This is a genomic window from Paractinoplanes ovalisporus, from assembly GCF_016834655.1.
GTDB classification, from domain to species: domain Bacteria; phylum Actinomycetota; class Actinomycetes; order Mycobacteriales; family Micromonosporaceae; genus Actinoplanes; species Actinoplanes ovalisporus.
Map to the genome: position 1 here is coordinate 16977 of NZ_JAENHP010000038.1, position 22710 is coordinate 39686.

Annotated in this window: 21 protein-coding genes; 15 read left to right on the forward strand and 6 right to left on the reverse strand. The window is 70.5% G+C overall.

Features of this window, described 5'->3' with window-relative positions; genetic code table 11:
* Window positions 1-134: 134 nt before the first annotated feature.
* The 4 genes from JIG36_RS49690 (at window position 135) to JIG36_RS49705 (ending at window position 4266) form a co-directional block, all read left to right on the forward strand.
* Window positions 135-1610, forward strand: coding sequence for an aminotransferase class I/II-fold pyridoxal phosphate-dependent enzyme (locus JIG36_RS49690; RefSeq protein ID WP_203383943.1), 1476 nt, complete (start codon window positions 135-137; stop codon window positions 1608-1610).
* A 136-nt stretch (window positions 1611-1746) separates the two neighbouring features.
* Complete coding sequence (locus tag JIG36_RS49695) at window positions 1747-2013, forward strand: hypothetical protein (protein ID WP_236050071.1); 267 nt, start codon at window positions 1747-1749, stop codon at window positions 2011-2013.
* Between the two features lie 156 nt (window positions 2014-2169).
* Complete coding sequence (locus tag JIG36_RS49700) at window positions 2170-2853, forward strand: response regulator transcription factor (RefSeq protein ID WP_203383944.1); 684 nt, start codon at window positions 2170-2172, stop codon at window positions 2851-2853.
* Between the two features lie 9 nt (window positions 2854-2862).
* Window positions 2863-4266 carry a sensor histidine kinase gene (locus JIG36_RS49705; RefSeq protein WP_203383945.1) on the forward strand — a complete coding sequence of 468 codons (1404 nt, stop codon included), beginning with the start codon at window positions 2863-2865 and terminating at the stop codon, window positions 4264-4266.
* Here the strand turns inward: JIG36_RS49705 and JIG36_RS49710 are convergent.
* Entirely contained in the window at window positions 4211-5500 is a 1290-nt protein-coding gene (locus JIG36_RS49710) for a hemolysin family protein (protein ID WP_203383946.1), read from the reverse strand. The two genes, JIG36_RS49705 and JIG36_RS49710, sit on opposite strands and share 56 nt — an antisense overlap.
* Window positions 5501-5598: 98 nt before the next feature.
* Here JIG36_RS49710 and JIG36_RS49715 point away from each other — a divergent pair, with 98 nt between their 5' ends.
* Window positions 5599-5865: a GlsB/YeaQ/YmgE family stress response membrane protein gene (locus JIG36_RS49715; protein WP_203383947.1), complete on the forward strand. Its 267-nt coding sequence runs from the start codon at window positions 5599-5601 to the stop codon at window positions 5863-5865.
* 173 nt (window positions 5866-6038) lie between these two features.
* Entirely contained in the window at window positions 6039-6743 is a 705-nt protein-coding gene (locus tag JIG36_RS49720; protein WP_203383948.1) for a sporulation protein, read from the forward strand.
* A gap of 277 nt (window positions 6744-7020) precedes the next feature.
* Here the strand turns inward: JIG36_RS49720 and JIG36_RS49725 are convergent, their stop codons facing one another.
* On the reverse strand, window positions 7021-7596 hold the full coding sequence (locus JIG36_RS49725) for a TetR/AcrR family transcriptional regulator (protein WP_203383949.1): 576 nt from the start codon (window positions 7594-7596) through the stop codon (window positions 7021-7023).
* Window positions 7597-7696: 100 nt separating this feature from the next.
* On the opposite strand from JIG36_RS49725, the gene JIG36_RS49730 reads away from it, so the two are divergent.
* Entirely contained in the window at window positions 7697-8647 is a 951-nt protein-coding gene (locus tag JIG36_RS49730) for an NADP-dependent oxidoreductase (protein WP_203383950.1), read from the forward strand.
* 224 nt (window positions 8648-8871) lie between these two features.
* Window positions 8872-9003 (forward strand): hypothetical protein, encoded by a 132-nt coding sequence (locus tag JIG36_RS53770; RefSeq protein ID WP_268919962.1) that lies wholly within the window; start codon window positions 8872-8874, stop codon window positions 9001-9003.
* Window positions 9004-9031: 28 nt separating this feature from the next.
* Here JIG36_RS53770 and JIG36_RS49735 read toward each other — a convergent pair whose 3' ends face one another.
* Window positions 9032-10063, reverse strand: a complete 1032-nt coding sequence (locus JIG36_RS49735) for a Y-family DNA polymerase (RefSeq protein ID WP_203383951.1) — start codon at window positions 10061-10063, stop codon at window positions 9032-9034.
* A gap of 48 nt (window positions 10064-10111) precedes the next feature.
* Here JIG36_RS49735 and JIG36_RS49740 point away from each other — a divergent pair, with 48 nt between their 5' ends.
* A complete protein-coding gene (locus JIG36_RS49740) occupies window positions 10112-10966 on the forward strand; it encodes a helix-turn-helix transcriptional regulator (RefSeq protein ID WP_203383952.1) in 855 nt (284 codons plus the stop codon).
* 66 nt (window positions 10967-11032) lie between these two features.
* Window positions 11033-11965 carry an NADP-dependent oxidoreductase gene (locus JIG36_RS49745; RefSeq protein WP_203383953.1) on the forward strand — a complete coding sequence of 311 codons (933 nt, stop codon included), beginning with the start codon at window positions 11033-11035 and terminating at the stop codon, window positions 11963-11965.
* An 8-nt stretch (window positions 11966-11973) separates the two neighbouring features.
* On the opposite strand, the gene JIG36_RS49750 is transcribed toward JIG36_RS49745, so the two are convergent.
* Window positions 11974-13254 (reverse strand): outer membrane protein assembly factor BamB family protein, encoded by a 1281-nt coding sequence (locus JIG36_RS49750; RefSeq protein WP_203383954.1) that lies wholly within the window; start codon window positions 13252-13254, stop codon window positions 11974-11976.
* 227 nt (window positions 13255-13481) lie between these two features.
* On the opposite strand from JIG36_RS49750, the gene JIG36_RS49755 reads away from it, so the two are divergent.
* The 3 genes from JIG36_RS49755 (at window position 13482) to JIG36_RS49765 (ending at window position 16424) form a co-directional block, all read left to right on the forward strand.
* Window positions 13482-14546, forward strand: coding sequence for a PQQ-dependent sugar dehydrogenase (locus JIG36_RS49755; RefSeq protein ID WP_236050073.1), 1065 nt, complete (start codon window positions 13482-13484; stop codon window positions 14544-14546).
* 144 nt (window positions 14547-14690) lie between these two features.
* Complete coding sequence (locus tag JIG36_RS49760; protein ID WP_203383956.1) at window positions 14691-15503, forward strand: SAM-dependent methyltransferase; 813 nt, start codon at window positions 14691-14693, stop codon at window positions 15501-15503.
* Window positions 15504-15512: 9 nt separating this feature from the next.
* A complete protein-coding gene (locus tag JIG36_RS49765) occupies window positions 15513-16424 on the forward strand; it encodes a Sco1979 family transcriptional regulator (RefSeq protein WP_203383957.1) in 912 nt (303 codons plus the stop codon).
* Window positions 16425-16450: 26 nt separating this feature from the next.
* Here JIG36_RS49765 and JIG36_RS49770 read toward each other — a convergent pair whose 3' ends face one another.
* Window positions 16451-17623, reverse strand: coding sequence for a hypothetical protein (locus tag JIG36_RS49770; protein WP_203383958.1), 1173 nt, complete (start codon window positions 17621-17623; stop codon window positions 16451-16453).
* A 229-nt stretch (window positions 17624-17852) separates the two neighbouring features.
* Here JIG36_RS49770 and JIG36_RS49775 point away from each other — a divergent pair, with 229 nt between their 5' ends.
* Both JIG36_RS49775 and JIG36_RS49780 read left to right on the forward strand, forming a co-directional pair.
* Window positions 17853-18797 carry a CE1 family esterase gene (locus tag JIG36_RS49775; protein ID WP_307873241.1) on the forward strand — a complete coding sequence of 315 codons (945 nt, stop codon included), beginning with the start codon at window positions 17853-17855 and terminating at the stop codon, window positions 18795-18797.
* A 102-nt stretch (window positions 18798-18899) separates the two neighbouring features.
* Window positions 18900-22229, forward strand: a complete 3330-nt coding sequence (locus JIG36_RS49780; protein WP_203383959.1) for an NACHT and WD40 repeat domain-containing protein — start codon at window positions 18900-18902, stop codon at window positions 22227-22229.
* Window positions 22230-22269: 40 nt separating this feature from the next.
* On the opposite strand, the gene JIG36_RS49785 is transcribed toward JIG36_RS49780, so the two are convergent.
* A complete protein-coding gene (locus tag JIG36_RS49785; RefSeq protein ID WP_203383960.1) occupies window positions 22270-22707 on the reverse strand; it encodes a MarR family winged helix-turn-helix transcriptional regulator in 438 nt (145 codons plus the stop codon).
* Window positions 22708-22710 lie beyond the last annotated feature (3 nt).

The window sequence follows — 22710 nt, forward strand, 5'->3', positions numbered from 1 at the left end:
CGTTCCTCTGGCAAGCGGATCGGTGAATCACGGCGACCGGCCGGTCCGGTGGTCAGATTGCCGCGAAGGGCCGCAGCAGCACCGTTCGGCGGAACGCTGTTTATCAACAACTGTCCTGCGGTAGAGACGAGCGTATGCGACGTCGCGCCCTGGATCACCGCCGAGCTCCGTTGTTGGAGGCGGTGGCCGACTATCACCGCCAGGATCGGTACGGCTTCACTCCGCCGGGTCATCGGCAGGGCCGTGGCGCCGACCCGCGCGCCCGTGACGTTCTCGGGCCGGCTGCGTACCGGTCGGATCTGCTCGCCTCCGGCGGCCTGGACGACCGGTCGTCCTCGCACGGGTATCTGGCCGAGGCCGAGAGGCTGATGGCCGACGCGGTGGGAGCGCAGCAGGCGTTCTTCTCCACCGCCGGTAGCTCGCTGTCGGTGAAAGCGGCCATGCTCGCGGTCGCCGGAGGCCAGGGGCAGTTGCTGATCGGTCGGGACGCGCACAAGTCGATCGTCGCCGGGCTGATCTTCAGCGGTGTCGAGCCGCGCTGGGTGGACGTCCGCTACGACGCCGAGCTGCATCTGGCCCACCCGCCGTCGCCGCGCCAGCTCGAGGAAGCGTGGAACAGGCATCCGGATGCCGCGGGCGCCCTGATCGTCAGCCCCACCCCGTACGGCACATGCGCTGACATCGCCACCCTGGCCGAGATCTGCCACCGGCGTGGCAAACCGCTGATCGTCGACGAGGCGTGGGGCGCCCATCTGCCGTTCCATGACGACCTGCCGACGTGGGCGTTGGACGCCGGCGCCGACATCGCCGTGGTCAGCGTGCACAAGATGGGCGCCGGCTTCGAGCAGGGATCGGTGCTCTACTCCCAGGGTGACCTGATCGACCAGCAGCACCTGTCCGCCTGCGCCGACCTGCTGATGACGACCAGCCCCAACAGCATCGTGTACGCCGGCATCGACGGTTGGCGGCGTCAGATGGCCGAACACGGCACCGAACTGCTGTCGCACGCCCTGACGCTCGCCGGCGACATACGTGAACGTCTGGACAGCCTGCCCGGCCTGCACGTGCTGCACGACGAGTTGCTCCACGAGGAGGCCAGCCATGACCTCGATCCTTTGCAGGTCCTGGTCGATCTCACCGACCTCGGCATCAGCGGCTATCAGGCGGCGGACTGGCTGCGCGAGAATTGCCGCATCGACGTCGGACTGTCCGACCACCGCCGCGTCCTGGCCACCTTGTCCATGGCCGATGACGCGGGCACTGCCGACCGGCTCGTCGAGGCGGCCCGGCGCCTGGTCGCCGCCGCCCCGGCCCTTCCCGCGGCGAAGACCGTTGATCTGCCCGATCCGTCGAGCTTCGAGGTGGAACCGGTCCTGACACCACGCGACGCGTTCTTCGGCCCGACCCGGACCGTGTCGACCCACGATGCTGTCGGCCAGGTGTGTGCCGAGCAGATCACCCCGTATCCGCCGGGCATTCCCGCGCTGATCCCCGGCGAGCGCATCTCGGCCGACCTGATCGACTACCTGCGTACGGGGCTCGCCGCCGGCATGGTTCTGCCCGACCCCGCCGACAAGAGTTTCGACACCATCCGCGTCGTGGACCGGTGACGCCGGACGTTCATCGGAATCGCTACAGATCCGTGCCGCCACGGGCGCCGACGACCTTGGAGTTTGCCCGATCTGAACAGGGAATTTTCGGTTGCCGGGCACGAATCACGTTCGGCGGAAAGTGAGTACATGATGGGTGCGCAGCGCCGGTGGGCAGATCCTGGCCGACGTGCTCGGCCGGCCGGTCACCCATGTCACCCGGCGCCGCGCCACCCAGCGGGGGACTGCCCTGCTCGCTCTCGACGTGCTCGCACCGGACGCCCCACGGGCGTCTCGCGCTACCGGCACCACGTATGAGCCCCGGCCCGCTCACGTTGAGCACTACGCGCAGCGGCGCGTCAGGTTCGCCGAACTGTACGACACCGGCCAGACGCCGGGCACTTACCTCACCACCGAGCCCTGAGCGGGCCCTACCGTGCCGCCGGTCGGGTTGGACGCGTCAGATCAGCTGGGCCGCCAGGGAGGCGAACGCTTCGGCGGCGTAGCTCGACCGTCCCGCCGGGGCACCTATGCCCTGACCTCGCCCGCTCACGTTATGTAGTCGTGGGAGCCTGGTGACATGCGGGTGCTTCTGGTCGAGGACGACGACGCGATTGCGGTGCCGCTGGTGGAGGGGCTGGCCCGGTTCGGCATCGTCGCCGAGCACGTCGTGACCGGGGCCGCCGCGCTGGCCGCGCCCCCGGCCGACCTGGTGCTGCTCGACCTGGGGCTGCCCGACATCGACGGCGTCGACGTCTGCTGGGAGCTCAACCGCACCCAGAGCGTCCCGATCATCATGCTCACCTCGCGCCGCGCCGAGGCCGACCTGGTCCGCGGGCTCGAGGGCGGTGCCGACGACTACCTGGCCAAGCCGTTCAGCCTGCGCGAGCTGGTCGCGCGCATCCGTGCGGTCGACCGCCGGTCCCGGGCCGCCCGGGCCGAGCCCCCGCCACCGGCCCCGGTGCCCGAGCCCGAGGTGCAGGTGATCGGGCCCCTGTCCATCGACCGGGCCAGCCGCGACGTCCGCGTCGGCGGGGCGCCGGTGACGCTCGCGCCCAAGGAATACGACCTGCTGGAGATGCTGGCCGCCAAGCCCGGCACGATGGTGCTGCGCCAGAAACTGCTGGAACAGCTGTGGGCGACCACCGACAGCCGCAGCAAGACCCTCGACTTCCACATCGCGTCGCTGCGCCGCAAGCTCGGCCACCCCGATTGGATCGAGACCCGCCGCGGCGTGGGGTTCCGGCTCGTCGTGGCCGGCTGAGCCACGCCCATGACCCGCCGACTCGTGCTGACCTATCTGTCGCTCGTGCTGGCCGTGCTGACCGGGCTCGCGGTCCCGCTGGGCTATCTGTATCAGCGCAGCGAGCAGCAGCAGGCGTTCCGGCAGCTGGAGCGCGAGGCCGAGATCGTGGCCGCGTATGTCGACGCCGAGCTCGGTGAGGACGACGGCGACCAGGTCGAGGACATCGCCACCGCGGCCGCGCGCCGCTGGGGTGGCCAGGTCGAGCTCTTCGACGTCACCGGCCGCCTGCTCTACAGCACGATGCCCCAGGTCACCGACACCGCCGACGTGATTCCGGCGCTCGGCGAGGGCGGCCGTATCGGGCACCGCGTCACCGACATCGACGGCGTCCGGATGATGTCGGTGTCCGTGTCGTTCCACGCCGGCAAGCCGACCTCGGGCGCCGTACGCCTGAGCGTGCCGATGGCCCCGGTCACCGAGCAGATCCGCCGGGTCTGGGCCATGCTCACCGCGATCTGCCTGCTTGTGCTGGCCGCGAGCGGCGCCGTCGCTCTCGCGCTGGCCCGCTGGATCGTCCGGCCGGTCAAGACCCTCGAGCAGGCCACTCAGCAGCTGGCCGACGACGCCGGGCCGGTGCCCGTACGCCTGACCGGAGGACCCCCGGAGCTGCGGCGCCTGGCCGAGACGTTCAACCGCACCGCCGAGCGTCTGCACGGTGCGCTCGCGGCCCGCGGTGCCTTCGCCGACCACGCTTCGCATCAGCTCAAGGGGCCGCTGGCCGCGCTGCGCCTGCGGCTGGAAAATCTGGAGACCGAGGTGTCGGCGGCCGGTGCGGCCGGACTGCAGGCGGCCGTGAGCGAGACCGAGCGGCTCGACAAACTGGTCAACGCTCTGCTCGACCTGACCATGATCGAAAGGACAGACGAGGTTCCCGTACGGGTCGACGCCGCCACGGAAGCAATGCGGCGCGCCGAGATCTGGCGTCCCCTGGCCGCCGAACGCGGCATCACCGTCGCCGCCGAGGCGGTCGGCCCGCTGTGGGCGACGGCGATGCCCGGCGCGATCGAGCAGGTCCTCGACAACCTCATCTCGAACGCGCTCAACGCCGCCCCCGACCGCAGCACCATCCGCCTGACCGCCCGGCCCACCGCGGACGGCCTGGTGGCGGTGCACGTCATCGACGCCGGGCCCGGGCTGCCCGGCGACCATCGGGAGAAGGCCCTCGAACCGTTCTGGCGTGCCCCCGGGGCGCCCCGCGGCGGCACCGGCCTCGGTCTCGCGTTGGTGGCCAAGCTCGTCCAGGCCGGCGGTGGCCACGTCCGGCTCGACCCGGCCGAGCCCACCGGCATCGACGCCGTGGTGACCCTGCCCGCGGCTACCCCTCCGTCACCGGCTCGGCCTCGCGTACTTTCCGCAGACGGATCTGAGTGATCGCCCGGCCGGTGACCTGGGTGATCTCGGCGCGGTAAGCGTCGAAGGCGACGCTCTCGCCCGGCGCGGTCGGGATGTGCCCGAGCCGGGCCAGCACCAGGCCGGCCACCGTGGTGTAGTCACCGTCCTGCGGATCCTCCGCGTCGATGCCGAGGTCGGGCAGGTCGTGGATCGGGAACGTGCCGGGCAGCAGCATCGCGCCGTCGTCCTCGTGCACCACCGACTGCACATCCCGATCGGTCTCGTCGTAGATCTCGCCCACAACCTCCTCGACCAGGTCCTCCATGGTGACGATGCCGTCGATGGAGCCGCGCTCGTCGACCACCAGGGCCAGCTGCTGGCGCTGGGTGCGCATCTGCAGCATCGCGTCGGACACCTTGACCGTCTCGGGCAGGAACAGCGCCGCGAACTTGTGCCCGCCCACCGTCCCGCTCGCGGTGACCAGGTCGCGCAGGTGCACCACGCCGAGCACGTCGTCGAGACCGGCCGGGCCGACCACCGGCGCCCGGGAGTGGCCACCGGCGACCAGCCGGGCCAGAGCCTCGGACACGGGCAGGTCGGCCGGCAGTGCGAGCACCTCGCGGCGCGGCACCAGGATCTCGCGCAGGATGCGGTCGGCGATCTCGAACGCGCCCGAGATGATCGTGCGCTGCTCGGGCGAGAACTCCTGCTGCGACTGCACCATGTCGCGGATCTCCTCCGCGCTGACCTCCTCGCGGCCGGCGTCGGGGTTGTTGCCGGTCAGCCGGACCAGGATGTCGGTGGTGCGCCCCAGCAGCCAGACCGCCGGGCGGGAGAACGCCGAGAGCATGTCCAGCGGCCGGGCCACCAGCAGCGCCCAGCCCTCGGCGCGCTGCATGGCGATGCGCTTGGGGGCGAGCTCGCCGACCACCAGGGTGAAGAAGGTCAGCACGATGGTGACCAGGACGATCGCGACCGGCTCGGCCGCCCCGCCGAGGAAGCCGAGCGGGCCGACCAGCGGCCGGGCCAGCGACACCGCGGCCGACGCCGACGCCAGGAATCCGGCCAGCGTGATACCGATCTGGATCGTCGCCAGGAACCGGTTGGGGTCGCGGGCCAGCCGGGCCAGCGTACGTCCGCTCCGGCTCTCCCGCTCCAGCCGCTGCAGCTGGCTCTCCCGCAGCGACACCAACGCCATCTCACTGCCCGCGAAGACCGCGTTCAGCAGAACCAGCACAACGACCAGAACGATCTGCCATCCATAACCGCCCACTGCGGTATCTCAACTCCTCGCCGAAAAAATCGCCTCATGGATAAGCCGGAATACTACGTCAGGTTTAGCCGCGGTCCGATGTCGGGAATAGCGTCGGCATGGAAGTAACCGGCATCATTACCGCCATCATCATCGGCCTCATCATCGGCGCGCTGGGCCGTCTCGTCGTGCCCGGAAAACAGAACATTCCGATCTGGCTGACGATCCTGATCGGCATCCTGGCGGCCATCGTGGGCACGTTCCTGGCCGCCGCCATCGGCGTGGACGACACCCGCGGCATCGACTGGATCGAGCTGGTCATCCAGGTGGTGCTGGCCGCGGTCGGGGTCAGCCTGGTGGCCGGCGTCTACGGACGTCGCCGCTGACAATCTCTTTCCGCCGCCGCTCGTCGATGTGACGGGCGGCGGCTTTTTCGTTGCTCAGGTAAGGACAATTCCAGGACAAGGTAAGGAGCTCCTTTATTTGCTCACAGAAATCTTCCAGTGGTGCTGGTTACATTCCTCCTGATTGTCGGGATCGAGCCATCAGGAGTGGTGACGTGGTCTTCAAGAAAATGCTGGGCGCGCTGGGAGTCGGCGGTCTTTCCGTCGACACGGTGCTGCAGAACCCGAACGGCATTCCCGGCGGGGCCGTGGCCGGGCGCGTCGAGCTGGTCGGCGGCAGCAGTGAGGCCGCCATCGAGCACATCACCCTGAGCCTGGTCACCGGCATGGAGATCGAGAGCGGCCGGGGCGAACGTACGGCCACCGGCGAGTTCCACCGCATGGTGGTCAGCGGGCCGGCGCGGCTGGGCGCGGGGGAGCGGCGCGCGCTGCCGTTCCAGCTGGTGCTGCCGTGGGAGACGGACAAGCGCGGCGGCATGTTCGGTGGCGGTCACGACTCGCACGGCCACTACACCGTGGCCCACACCGACGCCGACACCGTCGACTGGACCCAGCAGGTCGACGGCTGGGTCCGCCAGGCGATCGAGCAGCGGCAGACGATGCCCGGCTACGGCCCGGGCGGTTACCCCCAGCCGGGCTACGGCGGTCCCGGCTACGGGCAGCCGGGCTACGGCGGCCACCCCGGCTATCCAGCCCACGGCAGTCCCGGCTACCCGGCTCACGGTGGCCACGGCGGGCGCGGGCCCGGGATGGCCGGCGTGGCCGCAGGTGTCGTCGGCGGCTTGGCGGCCGGCTATCTGGCCGGCGAGATCATGGACGAGGTGTTCGAGGACGACGACGCCGGAGACGCCGAGGAGTAGCCGCGGCCCTGGTCGAGACGGCGGCGCAGGCGGGCCTGGTCCTGTTCCGCGCACGTGACGGCGATCTGCGACCGCACGACCGCTGTCTCCGCCGTATGGTTCGGATTCAGTAGGTGGTTGCCTGCAACGGCACGACGACACCGGACCATCGGGACCGCGATGGTGATCTCCTGGAAAATTCTTGGGAGAGGTCCTGCTTGCAAGAACGGTTTGGTTCCGCTGAGCCGCTCTGCGGGGAAATCGCCTGGTCCTCGGCCGCGTCGCCGCACGGGCCGTGTCAGGAACTGGGCTGAGGCCCGAGCACGAGGCCCCCGAGCAGGTCGAAGGCGCGGTCGACATGCGGCTGCAGCCGTGTGCCGGGGGCCCGACGCCATGATCCGATGGCGTGCGCGAGCACACCCCAGCCGGTGCGCGCGACGAGGGAAGCCTCTTCCGGGGCGGCGCCGCGGGCGGTCAGCTGATCGGCGATCAGGCCGATGAGGTGGGCCTCCTTCGCGGCCGCGCGCTCCTGGACGGCCGGTGTCGCGGCGGCGATGGCGGCCAGGCGATCACCATCCGCACGGTTCGCCTCGAGCGGCGGGACGAGAAGGTCGACCACCCGGCGCATGGTGGGCCACGGCGCGGTGCCGGCCGGCACTGACGTGAGCGCCTCGGTGACCCACTCGGTCAGCCGCCGCTCGCCGTCGAAAAGCACCTCGCGCTTGTCGGGGAAGTGCCGGAAGAAGGTGCGCTCGGTCACGCCGGCCAGCGCCGCGATCTCGGCCGTGGTGACGGCGTCGAATCCGCGCGCGGCGAAGAGCGTGAGCGCCGCGTTCTCCAGGCGTTCTCGTGCTTCCTTCCCGCTTCTCGGCATGGAGGCAGCCTACCGCACGTAGTGGCAGTCACTGACACAACGTGTTAGCGTCAGCCACTGACGCTAAGAAGCGTCAGTCACTGACCTAAAGGATGATCCTATGAGCATGGTCGAGTCACGCGCGGTCCGCTTCCACACGACGGGCGAGCCGCTGGACGTCCTGATCCAGGAACGGACCGAGGTCGCTGACCCGGGCGAGGGCCGAATCCGCGTCCGCGTCACCGCCACCGGACTGAACCCCGCCGACTGGGAGCTCTGCCGCGGCTTCATGCCGGGCGCGCTTCCCCGCGGCATCGGCTGCGACGTGGCCGGCACGGTCGACGCGATCGGCGCCGGCGTGCACGACGTCGAGGTCGGGGACCTGGTCTTCGGGGTGTCGGACTTCGCCGCGCAGCCGAGCGCCGGGGCGGCCGACTTCGCGATCCTGAACCTGTGGTTCGCCGTCCCGGCCGGGCTCGACGCCGTGCACGCGGCCACGCTGCCGATGGTGCTGCAGACCGCGGTCTGGACCCTCGACCTGATGGACGTACGGCCTGGGCAGAGCGTGCTGATCCACGGCGCCGGCGGCATGGTCGGCTTCGCGGCCGTGCAGATCGCGCTGAGTCGGGGAGCCCGGGTGATCGCCACCGCCGGACCGACGTTCGCCCCCGACCTCGAGAGCTTCGGCGCGGCCGTGACGTCGTACGGCGTGGGAATGGTCGATCGCCTACGGACGCTGGCCGGCACGCCGCTGGATCACGTCCTCGACGTCTCGCGCCCCAACGCCGGTGCCATCGCCGACCTCATCGAGATCGCGGGCGACCCGAAGCGCGTCGTCACCATCAGCAACCACGACGAGGCGCGGACGAAGGGCGCCCGGGTGAACATCGACGAACTCATGGCCGGCGGCGGCTTCCCGTCGTCCGGCTTCCTGCCCGACTACGCGGCCCGGGCCGCCGCCGGTGCCTTCAGGCTGCCCATCGCGGCCACCTTCCCGCTCGACGACTGGCGGGCCGCCGCCGAGCTCAGCCTCTCGGGCTCCCCGCACGGCAAGGTCGTGCTGATTCCCTAGCCTGTACCGCCAGGCTGTGCTGCTGTTGGCGGAGCTGCGGCGTCGGCATCCATGCGGTCGATCGTCTCGAGACTCCACTCGGCGATGATCCTGGCCTGGTCGGCGGAGAGCCTCCACCGTTGGTCGTAGTCGGACCGGCCGAGATCTGACTGTGTGCCGATGTGGCGGGGAGCGCCGAGTCAGAGAATCGAGGGCGTCAGAAACCAACGTCCCTGGGAGTGATCGTGACCGTCGCATCCAACGACCGGGAACCCGTCGCCTGGGCCTGGCCGGCCGTCTTCGGACTGCTCACCCTCATGGTGTTCGGCGGTATCGCCTACGCCGTGGTGTGGTCGTGGAGCCAGTTCGTCGCGTGAACGCGCCCATCGCAGTGGTGCCCATGGATCAGAAGAGAGTCTGCTGCACCCGGTCGTGAGGGATGAGGCCGGTCAGCGTGACGCGCAGGCCGGCCAGCGCGGGCACCGGGGCCTGGTCGATCAGGTCGTGCGTGACCCGCAGCCAGATCGCCGGGTCGGCCGTTGCTTCCGCTCGGGGGCGTTTGCGCACCCGGTCGGGGGCGCCGTGTTCCGGCCGCAGGGTCAGCGTGACGCCGGTGGCGACAAGCCCGGCTCGCAGCGCCCGCCGGCAGACCCGTTCGACGCAGATCTCGGCGAGTTGCCGCGGTGTCCAGTCGAGGCGCGCGTAACCCTTGATCGCGCCCTCGGACGACAGCGTGGAGCGGTGCTCGACCGGCCGGACCGTCGCGTCGTCGGTCGCGTCGCGGATCGCCCGCAGCCGCCGGGCCATGGTGGTGCCGCAGTGCCGGCGCAGGGTCTCGTAGGGGATGGCGTCGATCTCGCCGAGCCGGGAGATGCTCAGCTCGCGGAGCCGGTCGGCCGTGCGGGTGCCGACGCCCCACACGTCGGCGATCGGCAGACAGCGGCGCAGCTCGGCCTCCTGCTCGGCGCCGATCACGTGCAGCCCGTCGGGCTTGGCGGCCCGGGAGGCGAGCTTGGCCATCAGCTTGGTGCGCCCGACGCCCACACTGACCGCGAGGCCGAGCTCCTGCGCGGCGCGGCGGCGCAGCTCGTGACCGGCCGCGACGGCCTGCGCCGACGAATCCGCGCCGACGTCGAGGAACGCCTCCTCCATCGAGCCGGGCTCGACCGCCCGGGCCGATTCGTGGAACAGGTCGAACAGGGCGTCGCCGGCCTCCTCGACCTCGGCCCGGGGCACATCGATCAGCACCAGCTCGGGGCACTGCCGCTGGGCGTCCTGGGCCAGGGTGCCGGAGCGGACGCCCCGGGCCCGGGCCGGATAGTTGGCGCTGGCCACGATGATGTGGGCGACCACCGCGACGGGGTGGTCGGCCAGCTCGGGCCGGCGGCGCAGAACCACCGACGCGAAGAAGGCATCGGCGTCGGCATGAAGGATCATCCGGGAATCGTACACATGTTCGATAGAGGGTTGGGGCACACTCGTACCGTGGATCATCACGAGTTCGGTGCGGCGGTGCGCCTCCTGCGGGAGAGCACGGCACCCGAGTCCGTCGGCCTGCCGGTGGGCGGCCGGCGGGTGCGGGGCCTGCGGCGGGAGGAACTCGGTGAACTCGCGGGGATGTCCGCCGACTACGTTCGGCGGCTGGAGCAGGGGCGCAGCCATCCGTCGGCCGCCGTGGTGAGGGCCATTGCCCGCGCGCTGCGGGCGAGCCGGGCGGACTACGAGCGACTGTGTGCGCTGGCGGGTTATGCCGCCGTCGGCGGGCCGGTGCCGACCGATCTCGGCCCCGGCGCGCGGCGGATGCTCGAGCGATTTCCGGACACCCCGATGTTCGTCTCCGACGCCGCGATGAACGTGATCGCGGTCAACCGCGCCTTTCTCGCGCTCGAGCATTGGGATCTCACCGGAGGTCGCTGGGACTGGAATGTCGCCTGGCGTACGTTCTGCGACCCGTTCGACAGTTTCCGGCAGTCCCAGACGGATGCGACCGACCACGAGACGATCCTCGTCGCCCAGCTGAAGAACGCGCTGTTGCGCTATCCCACCGATGCCGCGCTCGGTGAGCTGGTGGACGAGCTCCGCAGCCGAAGCCGGTTGTTCGACACGTCGTGGCGCGTCCCGCGGCCGGTGGGGGCGTACGAGAGCAGTGCGACGTTCCTGCATCCGGAGGGCGATCCGGTGGTGCTGACCGGCAACCTGCTGGCCATCCCGGGCGACGACCTGGCCGCCCTGATGCTGACCGCGGCGCCCGGTTCGGCCGATGCGGCCCGCCTGGCAGAGGTGGTGAGCTCGGCCGGTGGCCCGGCGGTCGTCAAGGTGGGCCGAACTGGCCCAGGCTAGTTTCGCCCGAACCTGCGAGGTTGGTCGACGTCATCCGACGGAACCGTCACGAGAACAGGTTCACCCATGAAAGCAGTACGTTTCCACGAGGTCGGCGGTCCCGAGGTCCTGCGCTACGAGGATGTCGACGAACCCACGCCCGGCGACGGCGAGGTGCGGATCCGGGTGGCGGCCTCGGCGTTCAACGCCGCCGACAACGGCATGCGGGCGGGGTTCCTGCCCATCCCGATCGTGCTGCCGCATGTGCCCGGCTACGACGTCTCCGGCACCGTCGACGCGCTCGGCGCGGGCGTCAGCGACCTGCAGGTGGGCGACGCGGTGATCGGTTTCCTGCCCATGGAGCGGGACGGAGGTGCGGCGGAGTACGCCGTCGTCCCGGCCGACCGCCTGGTCGCGGCGCCCCGGAGCATTCCGTTGGCCGATGCGGCGGCGCTGCCGTCGGTGGCCTTGACCGCCTGGCAGGCCCTTTTCGATGACGGTGCCGTACGGGAAGGTCAGCGGGTGTTCGTCAACGGCGCCGGGGGAGTGGTCGGCAAGTACGCCATCGCCCTGGCCAAACGCGCCGGCGCGCACGTCGTGGCCACCGCCACCGCGCGCAGCCGGGAGGCCGTCCAGGCGGCGGGCGCCGACGAGATCATCGACTACACCGCCACGGAGGTGCTGACCGCGATCGATCAGCCGGTCGACGTGCTGCTCAATCTCGCCCCGATCGACCCGGCCCGGTTCACCGCGCTGGTGGCCCTGGTCCGCGACGGCGGCAAGGTGGTCAGCACAACCGCCTTCATGGCCACCCCCGGCGACGAGACCCGCGGTGTCACCGCGGCGACCGTGTTCGTGCTGCCCAACCGCGAACGCCTCGCCGAACTCGTGACCCTGGTCGACAAGGGGGAGCTGCGGGTCGAAGTCACCCGCCGCATCCCGCTGACCGAGTTGCCCGCTCTGCACGCCGAAGCCGCCGCCGGCCGCATCGCGGGCAAGGTCATCATCCGGCCGGCCTGAACCACGGGTCAGCCGACGGCGGTGACGGTCAGGGTGTTTCCGCGCGGGCAGAGCAGATAACCGGAGGCGCCCTGGCAGTCCTGCTCGGCGAGCCGGTCCACCGTGCCGAGCGGGGTCTGCCGGCCGTCGGCCAGGTCGAGGCGGTTCACCGCGGTGCGGTCGTCGGGCTTTCCGGTGGCGCGCAGCAGCGTCAGCGAACCGGCCGGACCAGCCACGAAAGCCTTCTGTCCGGCGACTCGACGGCCGATCGTCCGGCCGGTGGCGGCGTCGGCCAGGACCGTCGTGGGCGAATCCAGGTTGGCGGCGGCGGAGAGCAGCAGGCGGTCGTGGCCCAGGTCCCACACGAATCGCATGTCGTCGCGCCGCCAGATCGGGCGGCCGGTGGCGGGATCGCGGCCGGTCACGCCGCGTACGCCGGCCGTGCAGATCAGTGGGCCGCAACTGGTGACGTAGCCGATCAGCTCGTCGGATCGCCACAGCACGCGCAGGTCGGCGGCCCGGTAGACGGTGGCAACGGTCTGGGCGGACGCCGTGCGGACCACCACCAACTGGGCGCCGGCCGCAAAGAGCGTCGCCGAGTACACCCCGTTCCACGGGATGCGGCTGCGGCGGCGTACGGCGCCGTCGTCGTAGCCGTAGACGGTGGCATCGCCGGTGCCGGTCACCGTGACGACCGCGGTGGGGCGGCCGCCCTCGGTGACCGTCGTCCACTCCTCGGCCGGGGTGATCGACCGGCGCCACACCGGGTGGCCGTTGCGCGACCCGACCAGCCGCAGGCCGGTGATCGCACCGGACTGGTCGTTCTCGGCGAGCAGCACCCGATCGCCCGCAGCCGATGGCGAGGTGGCGCCGGTGGCCTGCCAGAGTCGCGTGCCGGTCTCCGCGTCGAGCGCGATCGTCCGGGGTCCCGGTGACGAGGGGGCCGACGGGCCGGTGGTCACCAGCACGACGCCGGGAACGGTCCGGATGCCGTACGCGTCGCCGGTCGGTGTGCTCCATCGCAGGCGGCCGGTGCCCAGGTCGTACGCGAAAACCCGCGCCGGACCGGAGGGACTGCTGCGATTGAGGTAGACGGTCCGGCTGTCCGTGGCGACGGTGTCGCTCGGTTGCAGCGCCGTCGTCCAGAGCGGCCGCACCAGCGACGGCGCGGGCGGCGTCGACGCGGTCATCGAGGCCAGACCAACCGAGGTCAGGACGGCCAGCGCCAGCCGGCCCAGGCGTCGCAGGTCGACCGGCGCGGCCGCCGGCTCAGCGGCCGCCTCCGTGTCACCGAGCTCAATCAGAGTCATCGTCAGCCGATCACCGTCACCGCGTACGCGTTGCGCATCTGGAATGCAAGATAGCGCGGCGGCGGACCCGGGCAACAAAATCGATCAACCCGGACGACGCCGACTGAAATTGACATTTATCTATCTTTTGACCAGGATGTGGCACCGATGGGAGCGCTCCTCGATACGAGATGCCGGGGACGGGTCCGGACGACCCGATCCGAAGGCATCGACGAACGGAGGTAGTCATGCATCGCCTGATCGTCGCCGGCAGCGCCGTCGCCGCGTTGGCTCTGGTTGCGACACAGCTCGTGGCCGGCCCGTCCACCGCCGCCGCCTTCGAGCCCGACCTGGACAACCCGCAAGTGGTCGCGACCGGGCTGACCGTCCCGTGGGGCCTGGGCTTCCTGCCGGACGGCAGCGCGCTGGTCGCGGAGCGCAACAGCGCCCGGGTCCTCCGGGTGGCGCCGGGCAGCGCGCCGGCCACCGTCACCACCATCGCCGGCGTGGCGGCCACCGGCGAGGCGGGGTTGCTCGGTCTGGCCGTGTCGCCGACGTTCGCCCAGGACAACCTCGTGTACGTGTACTTCACCGCGGCCGCGGACAACCGGATCGCCCGGTTCCGGCTGGACGCCCCGCAGACGCAGCAGGTGATTCTCAGCGGTCTGGCCAAGGCGAGCATCCACGACGGCGGGCGGATCGCCTTCGGGCCCGACGGCATGCTGTACGCGGGGGTGGGTGACGCCGGGGTGACCGCGAACGCGCAGAACCAGCAGAGCCGCAACGGCAAGATCCTGCGCATGCGTCCCGACGGCGGTGTGCCCGCCACCGGCAACCCGTTCCCAGGTTCGCTGGTCTACAGCCTCGGCCACCGCAACCCGCAAGGCCTGGCCTGGGACGCGCAGGGCCGCCTGTACGCCGCCGAGTTCGGCCAGAACACCTGGGACGAGGTGAACCAGATCGTCGCCGGCGGCAACTATGGCTGGCCGGTCGTCGAGGGCCGGTCCAGCGACACCCGCTACCGCAATCCGATCGTCGTGTGGAGTACCGCGGAGGCGTCACCCAGCGGCGCCGCCATCGACGGCCAGACGTTGTACGTCGCCGCGCTGCGCGGTCAGCGGCTGTGGTCGGTGCCGCTCGACGGGGCCGGGGGTGCGGGCACACCGGTCGCGCTGCTGCCGGGACAGTACGGACGGCTGCGCACTGTGGAACGCGCGCCGGACGGTGCCCTGTGGGTGACCACCAGCAACCGCGACGGCCGCGGCACTCCGGCCGCCGGCGACGACCGCATCCTGCGCTTCGCGCCTCTCTGATCACCCGCTGCGGTGTCCGGCGGTCCCGCCCGAGCGCCTTCATGTGCCACCCCGGGGTGCAGCACCGGCTGAGGGTAGGCTTCGTCCGGGATCGCAGCGGATCCACGGTAGACGATGATCCGCTGCCGGCAGGAGGATGTGGGCGTGACGGAGAACCTGGCCGGCGACGGCGACACGGAAGCAGCGAAGCTCGACGCGGACACGCCGCAGACGGCCCGGATCTGGAACTATCTGCTCGGCGGCAAGGACAACTTCGCGGCTGACCGGGCGGTCGGCGACCAGATCACCGGAGCCATGCCCCACCTCGGGCCGTACGCCCGGCTGTCCCGCAAGTACCTCGCGCGGGCAGTGCATTTCCTGGCGACCGAGATCGGGATTCGTCAGTTCCTCGACGTCGGCACCGGTCTGCCGACGGCCGACAACACGCACGAGGTCGCGCAGCGGGCCGCGCCCGAATCGCGCATCGTCTACGTCGACAACGACCCGTTGGTGCTCGTGCACGCGCGGGCCCTGCTGACCAGCGACCCGCGCGGGGCCACGGCCTACGTCAGCGCCGACCTGCGCGAGCCCGAGCTGATCCTGGAAGAGGCCGGCAAGACGCTCGACTTCAAGCAGCCGGTCGCTCTCATGCTCATGGGCATCCTCGGTCACGTCGAGAGCGACGACGCGGCCCGGTCGATCATCGGCCGGCTGATGTCCGCCTTCCCCTCGGGCAGCTACCTCGCGATGTACGACGGAGGCGACACCGAGGAATCAGTGGTCGAGGCGACGCGGATCTGGAACGTCGCGGCGGAGCCGAAGTACCACCTGCGCAGTCCCGAACGGATCGCCGGGCTCTTCGAGGGCATGGAAATCATCGAGCCCGGCGTGGTCTCGGTGACCCGGTGGAAGCCGGACGACGAGGCTCTGGCCGCGCCTGACATCGCTCAGTTCGCGGCCGTGGGCCGCAAGGCCTGACCCGGCTCCATGCCGGTGGGAGACGAAGCCGGGGGCGTGACTGTCCGCCGGATCCAGCTCGGTGCCCGGCTCCGCGCGCTCCGGCTTGCCAAGGGACTGTCCCGGGAACAGGCGGGATTCCCCATCCGCGCCTCCGAATCCAAGATCAGCCGGATGGAGCTGGGCCGGGTCGGTCTCAAGGAGCGCGATGTCTCCGACCTGCTCTCGCTCTACGGCGTGCCGGACGGCGACGAGAGACGGCGGCTGCTCGCGCTCACCCACGAGACGAACGCACCGAGGTGGTGGCACAGCTACACCGACGTTCTGGACAACTGGTTCCTGAACTATCTCGACCTCGAACAGGCGGCCGAGCTCATCCGGACCTACGAGGTCCAGTTTGTGCCGGGGCTGCTGCAGACGGACGCGTACGCGCGGGCGGTGATCGAGCTGGGCTTCTCCAACGCCCAGCCCGGCGAGATCGACCGTCGTGCGCGTCTGCGGATGGACCGTAAACGGTTGCTCGGACGCCCCGACGGGCCCCGCCTGTGGGCGGTGCTGGACGAGGCCGTGTTGCGTCGCCCGATCGGCGGCTACGAGGTGCTGCGCGCACAGATCGAAGCGCTGATCGAGAGTTGCGCCGCGCCTTCGGTCCGGCTGCAGGTGATGCCGTTCAGCGCGGGCGGTCACGCCGCGGCCGGGGGCGCCTTCAGCGTCCTGCGGTTCGGCCACGAGGAACTGCCCGACGTGGTCTACATCGAACATCTCACCAGCGCGGTCTACCTCGACAAGCGGGACGACGTCGACAAGTACGCGGTCGCGCTCGGCAAGCTGTTCATCGAGGCCGACCCGCCCGAGCGCACCCCCGAGACCCTTCGCGCGATCCTCGACGACCTTCCCGTCGGCTCGGGCTCAGGCCGCGGGCGAGGTGCGTCCGGGGCCTGAGCCGGTCGACGAACCGGCGGCGGGGATCAGTAGCCGATCGCGGCCGCCGAGGCGTTGCGCAGGCCGGGCGCGGTGGTGCTGTCGCTGTCCACGTAGAGGTTCGGGACCGTACGCGGTGAGGTGCGGAAGAGGATCCCGTACAGGGTCGCGGCGTTCATGTAGATCGCGCGGCCGTGCGGGTGTTTGCCGTCGGCGACGATCAGGTACGAGGTTCCGTTCGCGGCGATCAGCGGCTCGAAGGTGTCACTGATCGGCGCCACGAGGTTGGGCAGGGCAAGCCGCGCCGACAACTTGGCGTAGTTGGTGTTCAGCGCCGTCACATAGGCGGCCCGGTTGGCGAACGGCGCCGGGTCCACGGTCGCCCAGTCCTTGAACAGCACCACCTTGCCGCCCGGCTTGAGCACCGGGGACAGCGCCGGGGCGTACGTGTTGAGCAGTGTGCCGGACGCCGATGCGAGGTTGGTCGGCACCAGCGAGCTGTATTCCTGCAGCACCACGTAGTCGTACCGTTTCGAGCCGTTGACCGCGGCCGCCACCTCGCCGGCGTTCCAGGTCTGCTGGAGCGTGTTGCCGAAGTGGATGACCTTGGTGACGTTGACCGTGCGGCCGGTGGCCGAGGCCATGCTCTGCAGCACCTGCGGGGTGTCCTGGCCGGTGGAGACCGTCGGGGTGCCGATCAGGCTGTTGCCGACGAACAGGACGTCGACCGCCGGCTGGGCGACGGCGGTGGCCGAGACACTGAACCGGATCGTCGAGGCCGTGCCGAGCGCGCTGCCCCCGGCATTGGCCGCCGAGAACGCCTGGGCCGTCAGCGTGTAGCTGTCGGCCGTGGCCAGCAGTGGGCAGTCGACGTAGTCGTTGCAGAGGAAGTAGGGCGCGACACTCTCGATCCGGGTCCAGCTGGTGCCTTTCGCCCCGGTCAAGGTGAACCGGACGCTTCCGGCCGTGGCCCCGTCGACTAGGTCGGCGCGCAGGCTGAGGTTGCGGTTGGCGAGCCGGGTGAGGTCGACGACCGTACCGTCGAGGACCGGGCTGACGCCGAGGATCGGCTTGCGGGAGACGTTGTTGATCAGTGTGAGCCCGGCGATCGGCGACGAGGTGGCGGCCCGGACGCGCTGGGGCGGCGCGACCAGGACCGTCATCAGGACGGCGAGAAGCAGGAGTAGGGCCGGTCTGAGTGCTCGGGACGCAGTGGACATGGGGAACCCTCCTGGGGATGGGGGAGGCGGGGATCGATGTCCAGCTCATCGTTCGAGCTCAGGGGGTGAGACCGATAGTTCTGGTCGTTCTGTCGACGGTTCCGGAACTCGTCCGGCCGGAGCATTTCGAAACAGAATGAACATAACGACGAAACTCGATAGCCGATCGTCCACGGTGAGGACATCTCCTGGCGGCGCCCCGGCCGCCGGGTGATGAAAGGAGAGTTCCGTGTACGGACGAAAGGTTGTGCTCCCGGCCGCCGCCCTGATCGCGCTGATTGTCTCGGCAGCGCCGCCCGCCTGGGCCACCGAAAGCCCGGGCGTCGTCGACAGGCCGGTAAGGACCACCGGCTGCGGAAAGATGCCCCCGGTCCCCGCAGGCGAGTCGGTCACCCGGACGGTCGTCAGCGGCGGGATTTCCCGTACGTATCTTCTGCACGTCCCGGACACCTACCGCGCTCGCCAGGCCACGCCGGTGGTGCTGTCCTTCCACGGACGTACCCGCACCAGTGAGTACCAGCAGGAACTCACTCAGATGGACCGGTTGAACGCCCTCGTCGCCTACCCCCAGGGCACGATCGGCACCGACGGCGAGCCCTCGTTCCAGGGCGCGCCCTACTCGTCCGGCGTCGACGACGTGCTGTTCACCAGCGACCTGCTCACCCAGCTCCAGCGGCAGCTGTGCGTCGACCCGGCCCGCATCTACGTCTCCGGCAAGTCGAACGGCGGCGGCTTCGCCGGTGTGCTGGCCTGCCGGCTGTCCGGCCGGATCGCCGCGTCGGCCCAGGTCAGTGGCGCTTTCTATCCCCAGGGCGGCGCCTGCGAGCCGAGCCGACCGGTTCCGCTGATCAATTTCCACGGCACGGCCGACACCACGATTCCGTACGGGGGTGACGCGGCGAAGGGGCTACCAGCGATCCCGGCGTGGCTGGCCGGCTGGGCCGCTCGCAATCGTTGCGCCGCCGCCCCGAGGACCACGACGCCGGTTGCCACGGTGACCCGCTACCTCTGGCAGCGCTGCGCCGCAGCGGTGGAGCACTACCGGATCGAGGGCCTGGGCCACGACTGGCCGAGCACCACCCCGAACCCGGACTCGGACACCCCCAGCGTGATCGACGCGACCCCGATCATCTGGAAGTTCTTCCTGCGCCACCGGCTGCCGTCCCGTCACTGACTCCGACCGGGCGACGCACCGACGGCCGTGGATGGTGCGGCCCGCCAGCTCACTCCGCATTGCCTGATCCAGAGAAGCCGTCATAACGGACATAATGCATGGGTGAAGAGTGCGACGTTCGCCGCCGCGGTGGCGTTGGCCGGTCTCGCCGCGGTGATTGCCTTTCTGATCACCGAGGGACGCGCCAACGCCGATCAATGGTCCAGTTCGCTCAGCTTCGTGCTGGCCTATGTGGGCATGGCCGGCACGGTGGTCGGCTGGGTGGCCACTCGGCGGGAGTCGGTCGCGGGTGGCGCCGAGATCGCGGAGATACTGCGTACGGCGGTGCGCCTGCAGTGGGCCGACGAGGCGCAGGTTCGTGACCTGCAGTCACCGCGGCCGCTACGGCTGCGCTGGCGCCCGACCCGCCGGCCCGTGGCGACCGCATCCCGTTCGTCCCGCAAGCGCTGGGCGCTCTCGGGTGAACTCCTGCAGGACGATGGTGACATCCGTCCCGCCGCCGTCGCCCTGGCCGAGGCTTTCACGGCGAGCTGTGCCCGGCAGCTCGTCGTTCTCGGCCGTCCGGGCGCTGGGAAGACCACCTTGGCGATGCTGTACGTATTGGCGGCGACCGCCTCGCCGGACGCCGGGGAACCCGTTCCCGTCCTGCTGTCCGTCGCCGGGTGGGATCCGGACATCGACGTCGAGGACTGGGTCGAAGGCCGGATCGTCGAGGACTACCCCGTCTTCGGTGCCGATCGTTACCGCCGGACATTGCGTTCGCTCATCCGTGACGGCGGCGTGATCGCGGTGCTGGACGGGCTGGACGAGATGCCCGCCGAGTCGCTGCCCGAGGCGCTGCGCCGGCTCGACCGCGCCACCGATCGTGGCATGCGGTCGCTGGTCACGTGTCGTGCCACCGAGTTCGAGGCCGCGGTGGGCGAGTCCGGCCTCCTGGCGCATGCCGATATCGTCGAGATCGAGCCGATCACGGTGGAGGACGCCGCGTACTTCCTCACCCAGCGAGAACCCGCCCGGTCGCAGCGCTGGGCATCGGTGCTCACCGAGTTACGGGATCATCCCGACGGCGCCGTGGCGGCCTCGCTCGATACGCCGCTCACGGTCTCCCTCGCCCGCCAGGTCTTTCGTTCGCCGGGCTCCCGGCCCGAGGAGCTGACCGGACTGGGCTCACCGGCGGAGATCCAACGGCGGTTGCTGGACCGGTTCCTGCCCAGCGTCTACCCCGGAGAGCGTGGCGCCGCGCGGGCCACGCGCCATCTGTCGTTTCTCTCCCACCACCTGCGGGAGGTCGTCGGAGATCCGAATCTGCGATGGTGGGAGCTCTCGCGGGCGGTTCCGCCGGCGGTGATCACCACGGGCGTCATCCTGATCGCCGCAGCGGCGGGCCTGCTGGTCGCCGTGGCTCTCGTCGTCGTCGGCTGGCAGAGCGACTACTCGTCCTTCTGGTCGCTCGACCACCGGGTGAGCTACGCGTCAGTCGGCGCGGTCGCCGTCGGTTGTGTCCTGGGCGCCTTCTCGGGATTCCACGCCGGCCGCATCCTGCGCCCCGGCCGGCCGCCGGGCCTGATCCGGGCGGTGGCCAATGACCTGGCCACCATCTTCGCCCTGGTGAGCCTTGTCGGCGCGGTGCTGGCAATCGTTCTGCTCGCCAGATACTGCACCTCGCGCCCGGCCGCTTACGCGCTGAGCTTCCGGATCCAAGACCTGGCTGATCGGTGGCTCGGCATCCCCGACTCCATGCGCCAGCTCGGTTGGATCGTTCTCGTCCTTCTCGGCGGCGTCGCCCTCACGAACGGCCTGACCTTCGGACTCGGTGGAACTCCGCGCCGAGCGTCGCTGCAGGCGCGAACCGTGGTGCCGAGCCTCGTGTTCGGCATGAGCGTCGGGTCGGTGTTCGGGCTGATCGCGACGGTCGTCTACTCCTTCGCCGCGCATCAGCCGCCGACCGCCTGGCCCGGCGTGGTGACCGCGGCCGGCTTCGGCATTCCCCTGGCCTTGGGCAAGTGGCTGAACGCGCCGGGCGAGACGCGCCGAGCACCCTCGCCGGACAGCGTCCTCGTCGCCGATCGCGCGGCGCTGGTCGTGAGCGCCGTAGTCGTGGCCGGGTCGGTCCAGTTCGTCGCCCTGCCACTCCTGGTTGTCTGGGGTTCCGTCGATTACACGAGCGCGTGGGCGATCACCTCGTGCTGCGCGGTCGTGGTGTTCGTCATCGTGTTCCTCGGTTCCGGGTCGTCCTGGGTCTCCTACCTGGTGGCCCGGCTCTGGCTCGCACTGCGCGGTCGTATCCCCTGGCGGCTGTCCCGGTTCCTGAGGAACGCGCGGGACCTCGGCGTGCTGCGCCAGGCCGGACCGGCCTATCAGGTGCGACACGATCTCATCCTCAACCACTTGGCCGACCAATGGCCGGGCCGGACCCGGTCGTTCCGTCGGCCTTCATCGCCCGGCCGGGCGCGCCGTCGTCGACGCCTCGTTATCATCGCCGGCTCGCTGGTGATGGCCGCCCTGCTTCCGGCGGCTGTGTTCGCGGTCGAGAGCCGGGCACGGCTGGTGCCGATCGCCGTCTACGACGCCGGCCGGCTCGGCCGGGGCGAGACCCGTCTTGCCGTTGGTTCCAGCGGAACGGTCACGGCCGCCTTCTTCGATCCGCAGGACGACCACGCTCCGTGGAGCGTCATCCATTGGGAAGCCAAGGACCGGCGCGGCACCGTGCGGAGTGGGAACTCGCCCGAGGCGATCACCGATGTAGCCGTTGATGAAGCGGGCAACTTCGCGGTAGCGCAGATTGCGGAATTCACGATCTACGACGCGCAAGGCCGCCGGTCGGCTCGTCGGACTGACAGCCTGGTGAGCGGCATCGGACTACTCGGCAATCGCTTCATCATTTCTGATCAGCAGGGGGTGCAGTCCTGGCCGGTCCGGGACGCCGGTCGGCCGGTCCCCCTGCCGCGGATCGTCTCCTCCTACGACCGCATCGCCGGCAGCGCCGACGGCCATGTCGTGGCGACGTCCGGCGACGCGGTTCGTGTCTGGGACCTGAGAACCGGTTCCGTGCGGGTCCTGCCGGGGCTGAGCTACGGCAGCGCCATCGCGCTCAGCGCCGACGGCTCGACGCTGATGGCGCAGAACTACACCGACAATGGCGTCAACGTCTGGCGGCTGACCGGGGGCGAGTATCGACGAGTACTACACCTGCCCGGCGGCTCGAACGACCGCGCGATCTCGCCCGACGGCAACCTGATCGCTGTCCAGACCTACCCCGGCAGCCTCGAGTTGTTCGACACCATGAGCGGTCGCCGGGTGGCCACGATGCCGCGTAGCGGCTGCGTAGTGACAGCTGTTGCCTTCGATCAGGCTGGTTCCCGGCTCGCGACGGGCTGCGGGGACAAAATCAAGCTGTGGTCTCTGACCGACATGATCGCGGAACAGGCTTGAACGCCCGACGACGAAGGGCGTGTCCTCTCAACCGGGTCAGTCATGACGGCAGACCTTCGGCGGCGGCGAGTTTGGCCAGCACCCGCGTCAGGGCAGCCCGGTCGGCGGCGGTCAGGGAAGCGGCCAGTTCGTTGTCCAGTTCCTGTGCGTCGGCGGTGCAGAGGTCGAGCAGGCGGTCGCCCTCGGGGGTCATCTGCAACCGCTGGCGGCGGCGGTCGGTGTGGTCCCGGACGCGTTCCACCGCCTCCAGCGCGACCAGGTGGTCGGCGAGCAGCACCACCAGGCTGGGGGCGACCCGCAGCGTCACGGCCAGGTCCTGCTGTGCGCCCTCGTGGCCGAGCCGGAGCGCGCTGAGCAGGGCCACGTGTTTGGGCTTCAGGTCGTAGCGCGCGAGCCGGGCGGCCCACCGGCCCTCCTGGATCGAGCCCAGGACGCCGAGCCGGAAGTTCAGGCTGTCGACGGGGGTTCCGTTCACCATGCC